At 57.8% G+C, this 15,943-nt stretch carries 16 protein-coding genes; all 16 read left to right on the top strand.

Going from position 1 to position 15,943, the window contains the following annotated elements; translation table 11 throughout:
* Window positions 1-110: 110 nt before the first annotated feature.
* The 16 genes from F3G95_RS12230 (at window position 111) to F3G95_RS12155 (ending at window position 15,829) form a co-directional block, all read left to right on the top strand.
* Window positions 111-938: an MYG1 family protein gene (locus tag F3G95_RS12230; RefSeq protein ID WP_149795170.1), complete on the top strand. Its 828-nt coding sequence runs from the start codon at window positions 111-113 to the stop codon at window positions 936-938.
* Window positions 925-1,209 carry a GIY-YIG nuclease family protein gene (locus tag F3G95_RS12225; RefSeq protein ID WP_015565707.1) on the top strand — a complete coding sequence of 95 codons (285 nt, stop codon included), beginning with the start codon at window positions 925-927 and terminating at the stop codon, window positions 1,207-1,209. Before F3G95_RS12230 ends, F3G95_RS12225 begins: the two co-directional genes overlap by 14 nt.
* Window positions 1,210-1,545: 336 nt before the next feature.
* Entirely contained in the window at window positions 1,546-2,781 is a 1,236-nt protein-coding gene (locus tag F3G95_RS12220) for an argininosuccinate synthase (protein WP_015565708.1), read from the top strand.
* Window positions 2,782-3,165: 384 nt separating this feature from the next.
* Window positions 3,166-4,566: an argininosuccinate lyase gene (argH, locus tag F3G95_RS12215; protein ID WP_149795169.1), complete on the top strand. Its 1,401-nt coding sequence runs from the start codon at window positions 3,166-3,168 to the stop codon at window positions 4,564-4,566.
* Complete coding sequence (gene argC, locus F3G95_RS12210) at window positions 4,563-5,504, top strand: N-acetyl-gamma-glutamyl-phosphate reductase (protein WP_149795168.1); 942 nt, start codon at window positions 4,563-4,565, stop codon at window positions 5,502-5,504. The genes argH and argC overlap by 4 nt, the downstream gene beginning before the upstream one ends.
* A gap of 144 nt (window positions 5,505-5,648) precedes the next feature.
* Window positions 5,649-6,878 (top strand): bifunctional glutamate N-acetyltransferase/amino-acid acetyltransferase ArgJ, encoded by a 1,230-nt coding sequence (argJ, locus tag F3G95_RS12205; RefSeq protein WP_149795167.1) that lies wholly within the window; start codon window positions 5,649-5,651, stop codon window positions 6,876-6,878.
* A 14-nt stretch (window positions 6,879-6,892) separates the two neighbouring features.
* Window positions 6,893-7,747 carry an acetylglutamate kinase gene (argB, locus tag F3G95_RS12200; RefSeq protein WP_149795166.1) on the top strand — a complete coding sequence of 285 codons (855 nt, stop codon included), beginning with the start codon at window positions 6,893-6,895 and terminating at the stop codon, window positions 7,745-7,747.
* A gap of 248 nt (window positions 7,748-7,995) precedes the next feature.
* On the top strand, window positions 7,996-9,201 hold the full coding sequence (locus F3G95_RS12195; protein WP_149795165.1) for an acetylornithine/succinylornithine family transaminase: 1,206 nt from the start codon (window positions 7,996-7,998) through the stop codon (window positions 9,199-9,201).
* Window positions 9,198-10,115 carry an ornithine carbamoyltransferase gene (argF, locus tag F3G95_RS12190; protein ID WP_149795164.1) on the top strand — a complete coding sequence of 306 codons (918 nt, stop codon included), beginning with the start codon at window positions 9,198-9,200 and terminating at the stop codon, window positions 10,113-10,115. Before F3G95_RS12195 ends, argF begins: the two co-directional genes overlap by 4 nt.
* A gap of 198 nt (window positions 10,116-10,313) precedes the next feature.
* Window positions 10,314-10,997 (top strand): alpha/beta hydrolase-fold protein, encoded by a 684-nt coding sequence (locus tag F3G95_RS12185; protein ID WP_347562915.1) that lies wholly within the window; start codon window positions 10,314-10,316, stop codon window positions 10,995-10,997.
* Window positions 10,994-11,431: a DUF188 domain-containing protein gene (locus tag F3G95_RS12180; RefSeq protein WP_149795163.1), complete on the top strand. Its 438-nt coding sequence runs from the start codon at window positions 10,994-10,996 to the stop codon at window positions 11,429-11,431. Before F3G95_RS12185 ends, F3G95_RS12180 begins: the two co-directional genes overlap by 4 nt.
* 185 nt (window positions 11,432-11,616) lie before the next feature.
* Window positions 11,617-12,195, top strand: a complete 579-nt coding sequence (locus F3G95_RS12175; RefSeq protein ID WP_149795162.1) for a histidine phosphatase family protein — start codon at window positions 11,617-11,619, stop codon at window positions 12,193-12,195.
* An 897-nt stretch (window positions 12,196-13,092) separates the two neighbouring features.
* Window positions 13,093-13,452: a DUF6017 domain-containing protein gene (locus tag F3G95_RS12170; RefSeq protein ID WP_117476579.1), complete on the top strand. Its 360-nt coding sequence runs from the start codon at window positions 13,093-13,095 to the stop codon at window positions 13,450-13,452.
* Between the two features lie 55 nt (window positions 13,453-13,507).
* Window positions 13,508-13,882, top strand: a complete 375-nt coding sequence (locus F3G95_RS12165) for a TnpV protein (protein WP_243130384.1) — start codon at window positions 13,508-13,510, stop codon at window positions 13,880-13,882.
* A gap of 151 nt (window positions 13,883-14,033) precedes the next feature.
* The gene (locus tag F3G95_RS12160; RefSeq protein WP_149795160.1) at window positions 14,034-15,218 is read left to right on the top strand and encodes an ATP-binding protein; all 1,185 of its coding nucleotides are present in this window, start codon (window positions 14,034-14,036) and stop codon (window positions 15,216-15,218) included.
* A complete protein-coding gene (locus tag F3G95_RS12155) occupies window positions 15,206-15,829 on the top strand; it encodes an RloB family protein (RefSeq protein WP_149795159.1) in 624 nt (207 codons plus the stop codon). The genes F3G95_RS12160 and F3G95_RS12155 overlap by 13 nt, the downstream gene beginning before the upstream one ends.
* Window positions 15,830-15,943 lie beyond the last annotated feature (114 nt).

The following is a 15,943-nucleotide window of genomic DNA, read 5'->3' as shown; positions in this document are numbered from 1 at the left end:
AGAATATGGGAGCTGCTGCGTCATGCGGCGGCTCCTTTTTGTTGTCCGCCGCCCGGGAATGTGCTATACTGTGTGCAACAGAATGCATGAGAGAATGAGGAGAACCCCCTATGAAAATACCCGCAAACGGCTTTACCCACGCAGGCAAGTTCCATGCTGACGACGTGTTCGCCACTGCCCTGCTCCAGATCCTCCGCCCGGATATTAAAATAACCCGCGGCTTCGTGGTGCCGGATGACTTCGACGGCATCGTGTACGACATCGGCTTTGGCATGTTCGACCACCATCAGGAGCCCCGCGAGACCCGCCCCAACGGCATCCCTTACGCGGCCTTCGGCCTGCTGTGGCGGGTGCTCGGCCCCGGCCTTGTGGGCGAGCGTCAGGCCCGGCTCATTGATGAGAACTTCATCCAGCCCCTCGATCTGAACGACAATACCGGCGAGCAGAACAGCCTCTGCGACGCCATCGGCTTCTTCAATCCTGTGTGGGACTCGAAAGAGGACCAGGACGCCTGCTTCTTCAAGGCCGTGGCCGTGGCAAAGCAGATCCTGGAGAACCAGATCGAGAGCGCCAACGCCGTCAACCGCGCCGACGAGAAGGTCCAGCAGGCATATAAAAATTCCCACGACGGCATCGTGGTGCTGCCCTGCTATCTGCCCTGGAAGAACGGGCTGTACAAGACCGACGCCCTTTTCGTCGTCTATCCCAGCCAGCGGGGCGGCTGGAGTGCCCAGTGCGTCACCGACCACAAGACCAAAAAGCCCAAGCTCCCCTTCCCCCAGAGCTGGGCCGGCCAGCCGCAGGAGGTCATCGAGCAGAAGAGCGGCATCGAGGGCATCAGCTTCTGCCACGCCAGCCGCTTCCTCATCACGGCCAAGGACAAGGAGACGGCCCTCGCCGCCTGCCGTCAGGTGCTGAAGAACAATGGCCGCATCTGAGAAGCCGGAAAAGACAGCTTACGTCTACATGGTGCGCTGCGCGGGCGGCCAGCTTTATACCGGCTGGACGAACGACCCGGAAGCCCGCCTCAAGGCTCACCAGAGCGGCAAAGGCGCAAAGTATACCCGCACCCATACCGCGCTGGGCTTTGCCTACCTGGAAGCGTGTGCGGACAAGTCCGCCGCCCTCCGGCGGGAAATCGCCCTCAAAAAGCTGACGAAGGCCCAGAAAGAGGCCCTCTGCGCCGGGTGGACGGCTGAAAAAGAATAAATAAAAACACGAACGCCGCGCCGTGCCGGAACTGGGCCGTCAACCCCGTGCCGACGGCGGACAGAATGGATAAACCGGACTGTATACGGCCATGCATATACAAACTAAGAATGAATAAAATTTGTATATATTTAGAAAATAATGCATAAACATACAAAATAACAGAAAAGGACCGCCAAATCTGCACAAGGTTTGGCGGTTTTCTGCATTGACGGAAAAACCGCTTGGCGTATAATAAAAGCGTACTCAGAAAGACAAGACGTCGAGCGCCCCGGGAGGGATGCCCGGGCGGAAAACAAAAGTATAAAAAGTGTAATAAACAAAGGAGCGATCATCATGAAAAAGGAAGATATTAAGAAAGTTGTTCTGGCTTACTCTGGCGGTCTGGATACCTCCATCATCATTCCCTGGCTGAAAGAGAATTACAACAACTGCGAAGTCATCGCTGTCTCCGGCGACGTGGGTCAGGGTACTGAGCTGGACGGTCTGGAAGAGAAGGCCAAGGCTACCGGCGCTTCCAAGCTGTACGTCCTCGACCTGAAGAAGGACTTCGTCGAGAACTACATCTTCCCCACCCTGAAGTTCGGCGCAAAGTACGAGGACTACCTGCTGGGCACCAGCTTCGCACGTCCCTGCATCGCAAAGGCTCTGGCCGACATCGCCATCAAGGAAGGCGCAGACGCCATCTGCCACGGCTGCACCGGCAAGGGCAACGACCAGGTGCGTTTCGAGCTGACTCTGAAGGCTCTCTGCCCCGATATGGCCATCATCGCTCCCTGGCGTGAGTGGGACATCGAGAGCCGTGACGAGGAGATCGACTACGCCGAGGCTCATCACATCCCCCTGAAGATCAACCGTGAGACCAACTACTCCAAGGATAAGAACCTGTGGCACCTGAGCCATGAGGGCCTCGACCTCGAGAACCCCGCCAACGAGCCGCAGTACAATAAGCCCGGCTTCCTGGAGCTGGGTGTCAGCCCTGAGCAGGCTCCCGACACCCCGACCTACATCACCCTCCACTTCGAGAAGGGCATCCCCACCGCTGTTGACGGCAAGGAGATGGGCGCTGTCGAGTTGGTCGAGTACCTGAACAAGGTCGGCGGCGAGAACGGCATCGGCCTGCTGGACATCGTCGAGAACCGTCTGGTGGGCATGAAGAGCCGCGGCGTCTATGAGACTCCCGGCGGTGCTATCCTGTACAAGGCCATCAATGTTCTGGAGACCATCACTCTGGACAAGGAGAGCGCACACTTCAAGGCTCAGCTGGCTCAGAAGTACGCCGACATCGTCTACAACGGCCAGTGGTTCACCCCGCTGCGTGAGGCGCTGGATGCCTTCGCCGACAGCCTCGAGAAGACCGTCACCGGCGACGTCAAGCTGAAGCTCTACAAGGGCAACATGATCAACGCCGGCGTCACCTCTCCGTACACCCTGTACGACGAGCAGACTGCCTCCTTCGGCGTGGATAAGGACTATGACCAGTCCGATGCTACCGGCTTCATCAACCTCTTCGGCCTGTCCATCAAGGAGCGCGCAAAGCTGTCCAAGAACTGGCCCGAGGTCAAGGAATAACCTGCTTACCATCCCCTTTGGCGTGTTTTTTACACTTTCACGCTGAAGGCTCAAATTACCGGCATCATTGCTGGCGGCACCGCCGCGGGAGCTTTTTCCCCTGCGGCGGCTTTGCCGTTTCTAGCCCTCTCAGTCTCGCTTCGCTCGCCAGCTCCGGGTTGCGGCTCCCAGCGTCTGCTTCGCTGCCGCTCGCATCCTGCTGGCCGCTGCCCCAGCCTCACCTCCCTCGATCCGCCACTGGCGGCGGTCGGTTCGGCTGCCCCCAGAGTGGGAGCCACTGGCGTACCGGTGAGGTCTGAGCTGGACAAAAAGGCTCGACGATGCATAAAATGCTGGGCCTTGCACTCGAAATTCAGACACTTTTTCAGATAAAGGGATTTAACAATGGCAGAACAACTTTGGAAGGGCCGTTTCTCCAAGGCGGTCGATTCCCGCGTCAACGACTTCAACTCTTCCATCCGCTTCGACCAGCGGATGATCGCGCAGGATATGCGCGGCAGCGGCGTCCACGCCGCCATGCTGGCAAAGCAGGGCATCATCTCCGAGAAGGACTGCGAGGATATTCTGAGCGGTCTGGCCTCCATCGCGGATGATCTGGCCTCCGGCGCTCTCACCATCGACCCCAACGCCGAGGACGTCCATACCTTCGTGGAGCAGACCCTCACCGCCCGCATCGGCGACGCCGGCAAGCGCCTGCACACCGGACGCAGCCGGAATGATCAGGTGGCGCTGGACATCCGCCTGACTCTGCGGGACTACAGCCACACCCTGCAGGCTTACATCGTGGAGCTGGTCAGGGTCATCTGCGGGAAGGCCGCCGAGAACACCACCGCCGTCATGCCGGGCTACACCCACCTGCAGCGCGCCCAGCCCATCACCTTCGGCCACGCCCTGATGGCCTATGCATGGATGCTGCTGCGCGATCTGCAGCGCTTCGAGGACGCCACCGCCCGGATGGACGCCCAGTGTCCGCTGGGCTCCGGCGCTCTGGCCGGTACGACCTACCCGCTGGACCGTCAGTTCACCGCCGAGAAGCTGGGCTTTGCGGCACCCTGCCCCAACAGCCTTGACGGTGTGTCCGACCGTGACTTCTGCATCGAGCTGGCAAACGCCATCTCCATCTGCATGATGCACCTGTCCCGCCTGTCCGAAGAGATCATCCTCTGGTGCAGCTGGGAGTTCAAGTTCATCGAGCTGGACGATGCCTTCACCACCGGCTCGTCCATCATGCCCCAGAAGAAGAACCCCGACGTCACCGAGCTCATCCGCGGCAAGACGGGCCGCGTCTACGGCGATCTGAACACCCTGCTGGTCATGATGAAGGGCATCCCTCTCGCCTACAACAAGGATATGCAGGAGGACAAGGAGGCCATCTTCGACGCCGTCGATACGCTGGAACTCTGCCTGAAAACGGTCACTCCCATGCTGGATACCATGAAGACCCTGCCCGCCAATATGCGCCGGGCCGCTGCCAAAGGCTTCATCAACGCCACCGACTGCGCCGACTATCTGACCAAAAAGGGAATGCCCTTCCGCGACGCCTACAAGCTCACCGGCTGCATGGTCTCCGACTGCATCAGCAAGGATAAGACCCTCGAAGAGCTGACCCTCGAGGAGTTCAAGGGCTACAGCGCTCTGTTCGAAAACGACATCTACGACGCCATCGACCTCATCAAGTGCTGCGAGGGCCGCACCAGCTACGGCGGTCCCAGCGAGGCCAGCGTCAAGAAGCAGATCGAGCTGGCAGGCGCCCAGCTCGGCGGATGGGAGGCGGCAAACGCATGAGCGTAAAAGTCTTTATCGACGGTTCTTCCGGCACCACCGGTCTGCGCATTGCCGACCGTCTGGCCGCCCGGCCTGACATCGAGCTGCTGAGCATCTCGGCTGAGGGCCGCAAGGATGTGAACGAGCGGGCAAAGGTCATCAATTCCGCCGACCTTGCCTTCCTCTGCCTGCCCGATGCGGCCTCCAAAGAGGTCATGCCTCTGCTCCGCCCGGGCGTCAGGGTGCTGGATACCTCCACGGCCTTCCGCACCGATGCGGCCTGGGACTACGGCTTCCCGGAGCTGAAGGGCCAGAAAGAGAAGATCAAAAATTCGTATCGTGTGGCGGTCCCCGGCTGCTATGCCAGCGGTTTTATCAGCATCGCGCGGCCTCTGGTGGAGCTGGGGCTGGCCTCGGCAGACTATCCGTTCAGCTGCACCGGCATTTCGGGCTACTCCGGCGGCGGCAAGAAGATGATCGCCGAGTACGAGAGCGACGACCGTCCGGCTCACAGCAAGCTGGATGCGCCCAAGAGCTACGGCCTGGGCCTCGCTCATAAGCATCTGCCCGAGATGCAGAAGATCAGCGGCCTCGCCCACACCCCTGCCTTTGTGCCGGTGGTGTGCGATTATTACAGCGGGATGCAGGTCCTTGTTCCGCTGGACCTCAAGCTGGCTGGCACCAGCGCCGAGGCGGTGGCCGCAGGCATTGCGGACTATTACAAGGAGGGCGCGACCGTTTCCGTCCACGCCCTCAACGAGCCGCTTCCCGAGAATGGTCTGTACTCCAACGCCCTGTCCGGCAGCGACAGGATGGAGCTGTACATGACCGTCAACGCAGCGGGCGACCAGATGATGCTGGTGTCCCTGTTCGACAATCTGGGCAAAGGCTCTTCCGGTGCAGCCATCCAGTGTATGAATCTGATGCTGGGAATGAACGAAACGGAAGGATTAGAGTAAAAACGGGCTTGCCCTCTCCGTCACGGCTTTCGCCGTGCCACCTCTCCCAAAGGGAGAGGCTTTTGGCTCCCCCTTTGGGGGAGCTGGCGCGTAAGCGCCTGAGAGGGCAAGCATGCTATAGTAGTGCTATAGGGGGATTTTCAGATGCAGTATAAAGAAGTTGCGGGCGGCATCTGCGCGCCCAAGGGTTTTGCAGCAGCCGGTGTCCATTGCGGCATCCGGGCAAATCACAGTGAAAAGTACGATCTGGCGCTCATCAAGGCCGACGTCCGCTGCGCCGCCGCCGGTGTTTACACCACCAACAAGGTCTGCGGCGCACCCATCAAGGTAGACCGCGCCCACCTGGCGGACGGCTATGCACAGGCCATCGTGGTCAACAGCGGCAACGCCAACACCTGCGCCGCCAACGGCGTGGCACTGGCGGAGGAATGCTGTGAGCTGGTGGGCAAGGCGTTGAACATCGACGCAAAGGATGTCCTGCCCTCTTCTACCGGCGTTATCGGCCAGCCGATGGTCATTGACCCGTTTGCCCGTGGCATCCCTGCCGCCGCCGCCAAGCTGGCGGCTGACGCACAGGGCAGCACCGACGCGGCGACGGCCATCATGACCACCGATACCCACAAGAAGGAATATGCCATCCAGTTTGAGCTGGGCGGCAAGACCTGCACGGTGGGCGCTATCGGCAAGGGCAGCGGCATGATCGCCCCCAACATGGCCACCATGCTGGCATTCTACACCACCGACGCCGCCGTTTCCCCCGCCCTGCTGGAAAAGGCCCTCAAGACCGTCGTCCCCGGGACCTACAACCAGATGAGCGTCGATTTGGACACTTCCACCAACGATACCCTTATCATCATGGCCTCCGGTCTCGCGGGCAACCCGGAGATCACCGAGGAAAACGCCGACTACGACGCCTTTGTGGCCGCACTGACCGCTATCGCCGAGCATATGTGCGCTGAGCACGCCGGTGACGGTGAGGGCGCGACCCACCTCATCACCTGCGAAGTCACCCACGCCCCCGACCTCAAGACGGCCCGCGCCGTCAGCCGCAGCGTGGTCTGCTCCAACCTCTTCAAGGCCGCTGTCTTTGGCCGCGACGCCAACTGGGGCCGTATCCTCTGCGCCATCGGCTACACTCCCGGTGACTTCTCAATCGATAAGGTCTGCGTCTGGCTGTCCAGCAAGGCCGGTGAGGTCTACGTCTGCGAGAACGCCGCCTACCACCCCTACAGCGAGGACGAGGCCGCAAAGGTCCTGGCCGAGCACGATATTCTGGTCAAGGTGGATATGGGGACCGGTGACGCCGGCGCCAAGGCATGGGGCTGCGATCTGACCTATGACTATGTGAAGATCAACGGCGATTACCGCACCTGAGAAGGAGAACAGCAATGAAAAACGAAGAAATGGCCCTCCTTTTCTCGGAGGCGACCCCTTATATCCAGAAGTACCACGGCAAGACCATGGTCATCAAATACGGCGGCAACGCCATGATCAACGAGATGCTGAAAAACGCGGTCATGAACGACCTTGTCACCCTGACCCTGCTGGGCGTGCGGGTGGTTCTGGTACACGGCGGCGGCCCTGCCATCAATGAGATGCTCAAAAAAGTGGGCGTCGAGAGCCACTTTGCGGGCGGCCTGCGCGTTACCGACGACGCCACCATGGAGATCGTCCAGCAGGTGCTGGCCGGTAAGGTGAACAAAGACCTCGTGGCAAAGCTGCGGGGCCGCGGCGTCGGCCTCTGCGGCATGGACGGCCAGATGCTCCGCTGCACCGAGCTTGACCCTCAGCTGGGCCATGTGGGAGAGATCGTCCACGTGGACCCGACGCTGATCTCCAGCCTGCTGGACAGCGGCTATATCCCCGTTATTGCAACGGTGGGCATGGACGACCTGGGCCAGGCTTATAACGTCAACGCTGACACCGCCGCCGCACAGATCGCGATCGCGCTCAAAGCCGAAAAGCTCGTCTCCATGACCGACATTGCGGGCCTGCTGCGGGATAAGGAAGATGAATCCACCCTCATCCCCGAGGTGGAGGTCTCCGAGATCGAGGGCTACAAGTCTGCCGGCATCATCGCGGGCGGCATGATCCCCAAGATCGGCGGCATGGCCGACGCGATCTATCAGGGTGTCCACGAGGCTGTCATCATTGATGGCCGCGTGCCGCACTCCATCCTGCTGGAGCTGTTCTCCGACCGTGGCTCCGGTACCCGCTTCTATCGCCGCAGCCATCACGAATAAGGGTTGCGCGATGCGCCGGAGTACCCTATAATAGTTGATAAGAAAACTTTCCGATATGCCAAGGCCTCCCCTCGATAGGCAACAGCGATGACCGCCGCCAGCCGTGACGGAGAGGTTTAGCCCCGCTGCGATTCACGGCTAGGCTCTCCTTCGTACAACCTCTCAGGCGCTTCGCGCCAGCTCCCCTTGTAGGGGAGCCTTTGGCAAAGAGGAAAAGTATGTGGCTCCACCGTCAGGAGGTAGATATTATGGATTCCGAAAAAGTCATCAAGCGGGACAACGAGTATGTCCTGCATACCTACGCACGCAACCCCATCGTCCTCGAGAAGGGCCACGGCCTCTATGCCGAAGGCCCCGAGGGTCAGAAGTACCTCGACTTCACCAGCGGCATCGGCGTCAACAGCCTGGGCTACTGCGATATGACCTGGGCCGAGGCTGTCTCCGGGCAGGCACACAAGCTGCAGCACACCTCCAACCTCTACTATACCGCCCCCTGCGGCAAGCTGGCCAAAAAGCTCTGCAAGCGCACCGGTATGAGCAAGGTGTTCTTCGGCAACTCGGGCGCAGAGGCCAATGAGGGCGCCATCAAGGCCGCCCGCAAGTACAGCTTCGACAAATACGGTTCTGACCGCTACAACGTCATCACGCTGGTCAACAGCTTCCATGGCCGTACCATTGCTACCCTGACCGCCACCGGGCAGGGCGTGTTCCACAACTACTTCGGCCCCTTCAACGAGGGCTTCCAGTACGTCAAGGCCGGCGACATCGACGCCCTGACCGAGATGGTGGACCGCCACACCTGCGCTGTCATGCTGGAACTGGTACAGGGCGAGGGCGGTGTTGTGGCGCTGGAACCCGAGTATGTGCAGGCTGTCCGCGCCCTCTGCGACGAAAAAGACCTCGTCCTCATCGTGGACGAGGTGCAGACCGGCGTGGGCCGCACCGGCACCTTCCTGTGCTGCGAGCACTACAACCTCCAGCCCGACGTCGTCACGCTGGCCAAGGGTCTGGGCGGCGGCCTGCCGATTGGCGCTGTCCTGATGAATGAGAAAGTCGCTGCCGGTATGGGACCCAGCAGCCACGGCTCCACGTTCGGCGGAAACCCGGTGGTCTGCGCCGGTGCGAATGTCGTCGTGGACCGGATGGACGCCAGCTTCCTCGCCAACGTCAACGAGCGGGCCGTCCAGCTGCGCACCGGTCTGGAAAAGCTGCCCCGCGTCAAGAGCCTCTCGGGCATCGGCCTGATGGTCGGCATCGAGTTCCTCGAGGGCATCAAGGCCGCTGACGTGCTGGCCGCCTGCCGCGAAAAGGGCCTGCTGGTGCTTACCGCAAAGACCCGCCTCCGCCTGCTGCCGCCGCTGACTCTGACCGCCCACGATGTGGAGATGGCGCTGGATATTCTGGGCAGCGTCCTCGCGGAGATGGACCCCAGCAAAACGGAGGAGCAGGCATGAAGCATCTGCTGAAAATGAGCGACCTCACCCCTGACGAGGTGGCCCACATCCTTGATGTGGCCGATGAGCTGAAAGCGCAGCAGAAGGCCGGAGGCACCGGACCGCTGCTCAAGGGCAAGAGCGTCGCGCTGATGTTCTCGAAAAATTCCACCCGTACCCGCACCAGCTTCGAGGTGGGTGTCTACCAGCTGGGCGGCCTCGGCAACTACATGAATGCGGCCACCGAGCTGCAGTCTGGCCGCGGCGAGCCGCTCAAGGATACCGCCCGGGTGCTGGGCCGCTATTATGACTGCGTTGTCTGGCGCACCTACCGCCAGAGCGATTTGGAAGAGTTCGCTGAGTTTGCGGGCGTCCCCGTCATCAATGGCCTGACGGACTATGCTCATCCCTGTCAGGTGCTGGCCGACCTCATGACCATCCGGGAGCGCCGGGGTGCGCTGGCAGGCCAGAAGCTCTGCTTCGTCGGCGACGGCAGCAATATGGCCAACAGCCTCATCGTGGGCGGCCTGCTCTCCGACATGAAGGTGGACTGCGTCTGCCCCCACGGCTACCGCCCGGCGGCAGATGTGCTGATGTTCGCCCATAAGTACGGCAGTGCGTTCCGCCTGCTGGAAGACCCCGCCGAGGGCGTCAAGGACGCCGATGTGGTGGTGACGGCCGTCTGGAATACCGCCGCCCCCGGCACCTCCGAGAGCGAGAGCCGCCTGCGGGACTTTGCAGGCTTCCAACTCACCAGCGGCCTTCTGAAAGCCGCAAAGCCGGACTGCATGGTGCTCCACTGCCTGCCCGCTCACCGCGGCGAGGAGATCTCTACCGCTGTCTTCGAGGCCCACGCCGACGAGATCTTCACCGAGGCAGAAAATCGACTGCACGTCCAGAAGGCTGTGCTGGCGGTATTGCTGGCGGGAAAGTAAATGTGCAATGAAAAAGGGGCTGTTGCAAAATGGCTCCAAATAAAAAATGAGATAGACTTCCCCGAAAGGGGTTGCCTATCTCATTTTTTGTTGTAAGCTGAAACTGCAATAAACCAACGATGAACGCCTTTTGAATTGCAAAATGATTTTTCAGTTGCTATACTGGACTTATCAAAATCTTTTTGGGAGGCTGCCGCAATGAGCGCACAGACAATGCAAATCAGGAACCGACCTTGCCGCATTTACGGCGAAGCTCATGCAGAACACCTGCTGCTCCAAATGACCGGCGAACACGAGCTGCAAAGCATGGATGACGAAGTGGCTGCTATTGCACAAAGCAACCGAAAGTATCTGTTTGCGGCCATCCCAGCGGAAAGCTGGAATGATGCACTATCTCCGTGGGAAGCCCCTGCTGTGTGGGGAAAGCAAGGGTTCGGCGGCAAGGCTGCGGACACCCTGCGCTTTCTGACAGAACAGGTCATTCCCACGCTGAAGCAGCAGTTTCGTCTCCCAGAAAACGTCAAAATCATTCTGGGCGGCTACTCGCTGGCCGGGCTGTTTGCGCTGTGGGCATCCACCCAGACTGATCTGTTCTATGGTATCGCCGCCGCATCTCCCTCGGTGTGGTTTCCGGGCTGGATGGAGTTTGAACAGCAGCACCCGATACAGGTACAGCGCGTTTATCTGAGCCTTGGCGACCGGGAAGAGCGCACAAGAAATGCAACGCTGGCTGTGGTGGGGGATAACATCCGCACCCTGCACAGCCGGCTTACAGAGCGTGGCGCAGACTGCGCCCTTGAGTGGAACAGCGGCGGGCATTTCAAAGACGCTGACTTGCGCACGGCAAAGGCATTTCGCTGGGCGATGGAGGAAAACCGATGAATATTTTGATCGATGCAGACGGCTGCCCGGTGGTGGATTTGACGCTGCAGATCGCAAAGCAATTCAGCGTTCCAGTCATCATCCTGTGCGACGTCTCTCACCAAATCGAGCGGGAAGGTGCGCAGACGCTGGTGTTCGATAAAGGGGCTGACAGCGTGGACTTTGCACTTGTCAACCGGGTAAAACCGGGGGATGTGGTCGTGACGCAGGACTGCGGGCTGGCCAGTATGTGTCTTGCCAAGTGCGCACGAGTGCTGAACCAGAACGGTCTGGAATACACCGCCGACAATATAGACGCTCTTATGCTGCGGCGATACGAAAACAAAAAGCTTCTCCGTGCCGGAAAGCACCCCAAGGGGAGCCTAAAACGGACAAAGGAGCAGGATGCCAAGTTTGCGGATACGCTTGAGAAGATCCTGAATTACAACCATTGATACATGCTTTTTGAAGGCTGGAGAAATTCAGCCTTCTTTTTTCATGAGAAAATTGTAACATTTTTTGCAATTTGGTTGCGTTTTGAGGGGGAGTGAATCGGCCCCGTCGTTCTTTCGGCTCGTTTTCTTGCATCTGCTTTCCCGAATCTGCTATACTGAAGTCACTTTTTTAATCGGAGGCTTTCATGACAACCCTTCTTCTCCTGCGCCATTCCATCCCGGAGCGCGGCGGTTCCAGCCCCGACCCCGGCCTTTCTGCCGAAGGTCTTCAGCGGGCCGCCGCAGTCTTTCAAAATGACGCTTTCCGCACGGTCTCGCTCGTCTGGTCGTCCCCTTCGCTGCGTGCGCTCCAGACCGCACAGCTGCTGGGGCTTCCTGTCCGGCAGGACACCCGCCTTGCCGAGCGCCGCACCGGCGACACGACCGGGCAGGACGCTTCGTTCTGGAAACGCCAATACGAAGACCCGGACTTCAAAAATCCGGACGGTGAGTCCTTCCGTGAGGTCAGCGCCCGGATGGCAGACTGCATCCACGAACTGCTGGATTCGCTCCCGGAGGGGCAGAACGCCCTTGTCGTCTCCCACGCCGCCGCTATTTGCAGCTACTTGCAGCGCTTTTGCACCGTTGAGGTGACCGAGGCCGCACAGAAGCTCCGCCGGATTACATTTCAGGGCGAAGTTCTGTTGGATGGGCACTTTTGGGAGGCTGATGGATTTGTGCTGCACATCGAAAATCGCCGCCCTGTTCTCATCCGCACCATCTAGCCGCAAAAAAGGCACCAGCCTGAGCTGATGCCTTTTGTTGGCGGAGATGGTGGGATTCGAACCCACGTGCCCGATTAAGGACAAAACGATTTCGAGTCTTTGAAATTGTTGGATGAAGCTGGTCCCTCGCGGCTGTCATTGGCAGCTGAGGGCATTCTTGTAACCTCCAAAAAGGCACGTCACACCGCAATTTGCAGGCAAAAATCAGCCGCTTTTTGCGAAATGACGTTAGAAAAAGCCTTTTTCACACAGGCCGTCAGCGGCTGCATTTCAGGTGTAGTTGTGTTAGATGTCCGTTAGAAATATGCAGTGCTGCCGTTGCTGTGCCAGCTCACAGCAGGCTTCCCTGTCTGAACGCAGCGTTTCCCGAAAGCCGGGAGATGCTGCGTTTTCTCTTGCCCGCATTGGGCTGAAAGGGAAGCTGCCATGTCAACATTCCGCGTCAATAAAAACGTCAACTATACCGTTATGAGCAACCACCACCTGCAGGATAAGAGGCTGTCCCTGAAAGCCAAGGGACTGCTGTCCTATATGCTCTCCCTGCCGGACGATTGGGATTACAGCCTTAAAGGGCTGACAACCGGGTGCAGGGATGGCATCGACAGTGTGAGAAGTGCGGTTCACGAACTGGAAGATGGCGGGTATCTGTGTCGGAGCAAAGTCCGTGATGCCCGTGGCCGCATTATTGACTACAACTATGAAGTCTTTGAACTGCCGCAGAAAGAACGGATTGAAAAACGCCCTGCTCCAGTGCCAAATTCACCATCATCGGAAAATCCAATGTCGGGTTTTCCAACGTTGGAGAATCCAACACAACAAAATACTAATAAACAAAATACTAAAAGACAAAGTACTAATCTATCAGGGCAGACAGACGAATCCGCAGATTTTGACCAGATGGAAGCACAGGTACGGGAGGAGTTCCGGGAACGGCTGGAGATCGACACCCTTGCCCAGCGGTACGACCCCGACAAGCTGGAGGAACTGCTGGACAACATTGTGGAGATGTACTGCTGTCCACGACAGACTCAGTACGTCGGCAAGCAGCCGCAGACCACTAAAGCCATTCGGCTGCGGCTGGACAAGCTGACCAGCCAGCACGTTGAGTACATCTTCGATGTGATGTCCAACACCACCCAGCCCATCAAGAACATCATGGCCTATCTGCGCACCACCATCCTGAACGCACCCACCACGATGGAGCACTACTATCAGGCGCAGGGCAACTGGCTGACCGCACAGAATCGGAAGAAGTAAGTGCTGTTTTCCACAAAGACCACAACACACGTTGAAAATGCAAAGGAGAATTTCCATGAAGAACACGAACGCCGTCCGCACCGAGATCCATTACGCACAGGTTGGGGAGTATCAGCTGCCCCTGCTCACCCTGCCGCAGACCGATGATTCCGAACCGCTGGGCAAGTATGGCCGGATGCGGCTGGCCTATCTCAAAACTCAGCGTCCTGTGCTGTACAACCGGATGTTGCTGAACGGTACGCTCTGGCCGCATTTGCAGGATGCCCAGAAAACGGCCTGCGCGTGGCTGGAACGCACGATGAACGCTCTGTTAGACAACTACCCTGCGCCAGACAAAGCGCACGCACAGCTTCTCTGGGTGGCGCACATGAACGGGCTGAAAGCGCAGGCGGAGGAGGTGGTGGTGAGGGAAGTCGTGTATGCAGAATGATTCCTGATAGCATCTGAACGGTATCAAAAGCCGATATTTTAGATTTTATTCTTGATTTTTGCGGAATATTTGCAAATTTCAAAATCAAAATTTGACTTTCTGCCCAGAATAGAGTACACTGGATTCAGAAAATCATCTGGGAGGAATCGCGATGCTGCTTCAATTTTCAGTCACCAACCACCGCTCCATCAAGGACACGGCTATTATCAGCTTGAAAGCATCTACGGATAAAAGTCTGTCTGATTGCCTGATTTCGCCGGACGAGAAGAAACAGCTTGTACCTGTGCTGGCACTGTACGGCGCAAATGCAGCCGGAAAGAGCAATGTTCTCCATGCCCTCCTGCTCATGCGGGAAATGGTCTGTGGCCGATATGCCAAGCTGCTGAAGGGCGAGTCCCTTCCGCAGGAGCCGTTTGCTTTCACTGACCAGCCCACACAGCCGACCAGCTTTGAAGCCATCTATTTTTATGGCGGCATCAAGTATGCCTATGGGTTCTCGTTTGACAAGTCCAAAGTCCTGACCGAATATCTCTATCACTGGCCGAATGGCCGGGAAGCCTTGATTTTTTCAAGAGAAAACAATGGCTATCAGTTCCGCGAGAATATTCAAGAGCAGTTCACGCTTGCTGGACGAACTGCTGAAAACCGCCTTTATCTGTCCAGCTCGAACGAGTGGAACTGCCCCCAGACTGAAAAGGCATATCTGTGGTTCTTTGAAAAACTGACAGGCTTTATGGGAACGGAAATGCGACTGGACGCAACTTTGTCTGCCATCCGGCAAGGCGGCTCTGAAAAGAGCCGTATCCTGCATGAAATGCTGTATGCAGACCTCGGTATCAAGGACATCCGCATCACTGGCTCCAAAGAAGAGCCTATCATTTCCGCACTGCACACCCTCGATGCCGAAGATGGCACTTCTAAGGGTTTCTGGCTCCCGTTGGGGCAGGAATCCGTTGGGACACAGCGTTTCTTCTCTCGCATCGGTATGTGGCTTGCCGCTTTGGAATCCGGGTCTGTTTTGGTAGTAGACGAGATCGAATCCAGTATGCACCCGCTGCTGACAAGGCATCTGATCGAGATGGTGCAGGATGCCGCCATCAATACAAACCATGCACAACTCATCTTCACCACGCACGATACCGGACTTCTCGACCTGACATTGCTGCGGCGCGATCAGATTTGGTTTGCAGAGAAGAACGAAAAGACCATGCAGACCGATGTTTATGCTCTGACCGAGTTTTCTCCCCGGAAAGGTGAGAATATCTCCAAAGGGTATCTGCAAGGCCGGTATGGAGCGATTCCGTTCATTGGAGGGGATGCAGCATGGGCAGAATAAAAGAACTCAGCCGCAAACCTGCCCGAACCAGAAAGCGAAATCCTGTCGTATACCTCATCTGCGAAGGCAGCGAAACGGAGATTCGTTATTTTAAGCGTTTCCGCAGTCGAGGATGCAATATTGACATTATCCCGATTTCTTCGCAGTATAAGTCCGCTGACAGGCTTGTGCAGAAAGCCAAGGCAACGATGGGTAATAATCCATACTACCCGGAAGATGGCGATTCCATATGGTGTGTGTTTGACCGTGACGATAACTCCAACGAAGTTCTTCTGCGTGCCAAACAGTCCGCTCAAAAGGAAGGCTATCATTTGGCCTATTCTAACCCGTCTTTCGAGTTGTGGTTCCTACTGCACTTTGTAAATCAACAGGCAGAGGTTGAAGATTGTCAGTCATTGATTCGCCTGCTGAAACAGCCGGGCAGACTTCCTGATTATGAGAAAAACAAGGATTACTTTGACGGTTTGAAGCCTTTGCAGGCAACTGCAATTCAGCGAGCGAAAGCTCGTGCCAATCAGATTCAGAATCATGGCATTGAACCGATTTCGCGGCAGAGCAATCCGTTGACAACGGTTTGGGAACTGGTGGAGTATTTGAACTCCAAGATTTAAACGACATCAATTTGAAAATAGAGCAAAGCCCACAGGCCAGATTTTATATCCAGCCGGTGGGCTTTTTTATTTAAGTTCAGTATCTGTTATTTTGCAATCGGAGGCTTCTCTCCA

Source organism: Faecalibacterium sp. Marseille-P9312, from assembly GCF_902497445.1.
GTDB lineage: Bacteria > Bacillota > Clostridia > Oscillospirales > Ruminococcaceae > Faecalibacterium > Faecalibacterium longum.
Note: the sequence above shows the minus strand (reverse complement) of the source record. Positions and strands in the feature narration are given on the sequence as shown.

Bases quoted from the DNA above. Each gene is read 5' to 3' on its own strand.
- F3G95_RS12230 (WP_149795170.1), top strand. From the start codon at position 111: ATGAAAATACCCGCAAACGGCTTTACCCACGCAGGCAAGTTCCATGCT.
- F3G95_RS12225 (WP_015565707.1), top strand. From the start codon at position 925: ATGGCCGCATCTGAGAAGCCGGAAAAGACAGCTTACGTCTACATGGTG.
- F3G95_RS12220 (WP_015565708.1), top strand. From the start codon at position 1,546: ATGAAAAAGGAAGATATTAAGAAAGTTGTTCTGGCTTACTCTGGCGGT.
- argH (WP_149795169.1), top strand. From the start codon at position 3,166: ATGGCAGAACAACTTTGGAAGGGCCGTTTCTCCAAGGCGGTCGATTCC.
- argC (WP_149795168.1), top strand. From the start codon at position 4,563: ATGAGCGTAAAAGTCTTTATCGACGGTTCTTCCGGCACCACCGGTCTG.
- argJ (WP_149795167.1), top strand. From the start codon at position 5,649: ATGCAGTATAAAGAAGTTGCGGGCGGCATCTGCGCGCCCAAGGGTTTT.
- argB (WP_149795166.1), top strand. From the start codon at position 6,893: ATGAAAAACGAAGAAATGGCCCTCCTTTTCTCGGAGGCGACCCCTTAT.
- F3G95_RS12195 (WP_149795165.1), top strand. From the start codon at position 7,996: ATGGATTCCGAAAAAGTCATCAAGCGGGACAACGAGTATGTCCTGCAT.
- argF (WP_149795164.1), top strand. From the start codon at position 9,198: ATGAAGCATCTGCTGAAAATGAGCGACCTCACCCCTGACGAGGTGGCC.
- F3G95_RS12185 (WP_347562915.1), top strand. From the start codon at position 10,314: ATGAGCGCACAGACAATGCAAATCAGGAACCGACCTTGCCGCATTTAC.
- F3G95_RS12180 (WP_149795163.1), top strand. From the start codon at position 10,994: ATGAATATTTTGATCGATGCAGACGGCTGCCCGGTGGTGGATTTGACG.
- F3G95_RS12175 (WP_149795162.1), top strand. From the start codon at position 11,617: ATGACAACCCTTCTTCTCCTGCGCCATTCCATCCCGGAGCGCGGCGGT.
- F3G95_RS12170 (WP_117476579.1), top strand. From the start codon at position 13,093: ATGGAAGCACAGGTACGGGAGGAGTTCCGGGAACGGCTGGAGATCGAC.
- F3G95_RS12165 (WP_243130384.1), top strand. From the start codon at position 13,508: ATGAAGAACACGAACGCCGTCCGCACCGAGATCCATTACGCACAGGTT.
- F3G95_RS12160 (WP_149795160.1), top strand. From the start codon at position 14,034: ATGCTGCTTCAATTTTCAGTCACCAACCACCGCTCCATCAAGGACACG.
- F3G95_RS12155 (WP_149795159.1), top strand. From the start codon at position 15,206: ATGGGCAGAATAAAAGAACTCAGCCGCAAACCTGCCCGAACCAGAAAG.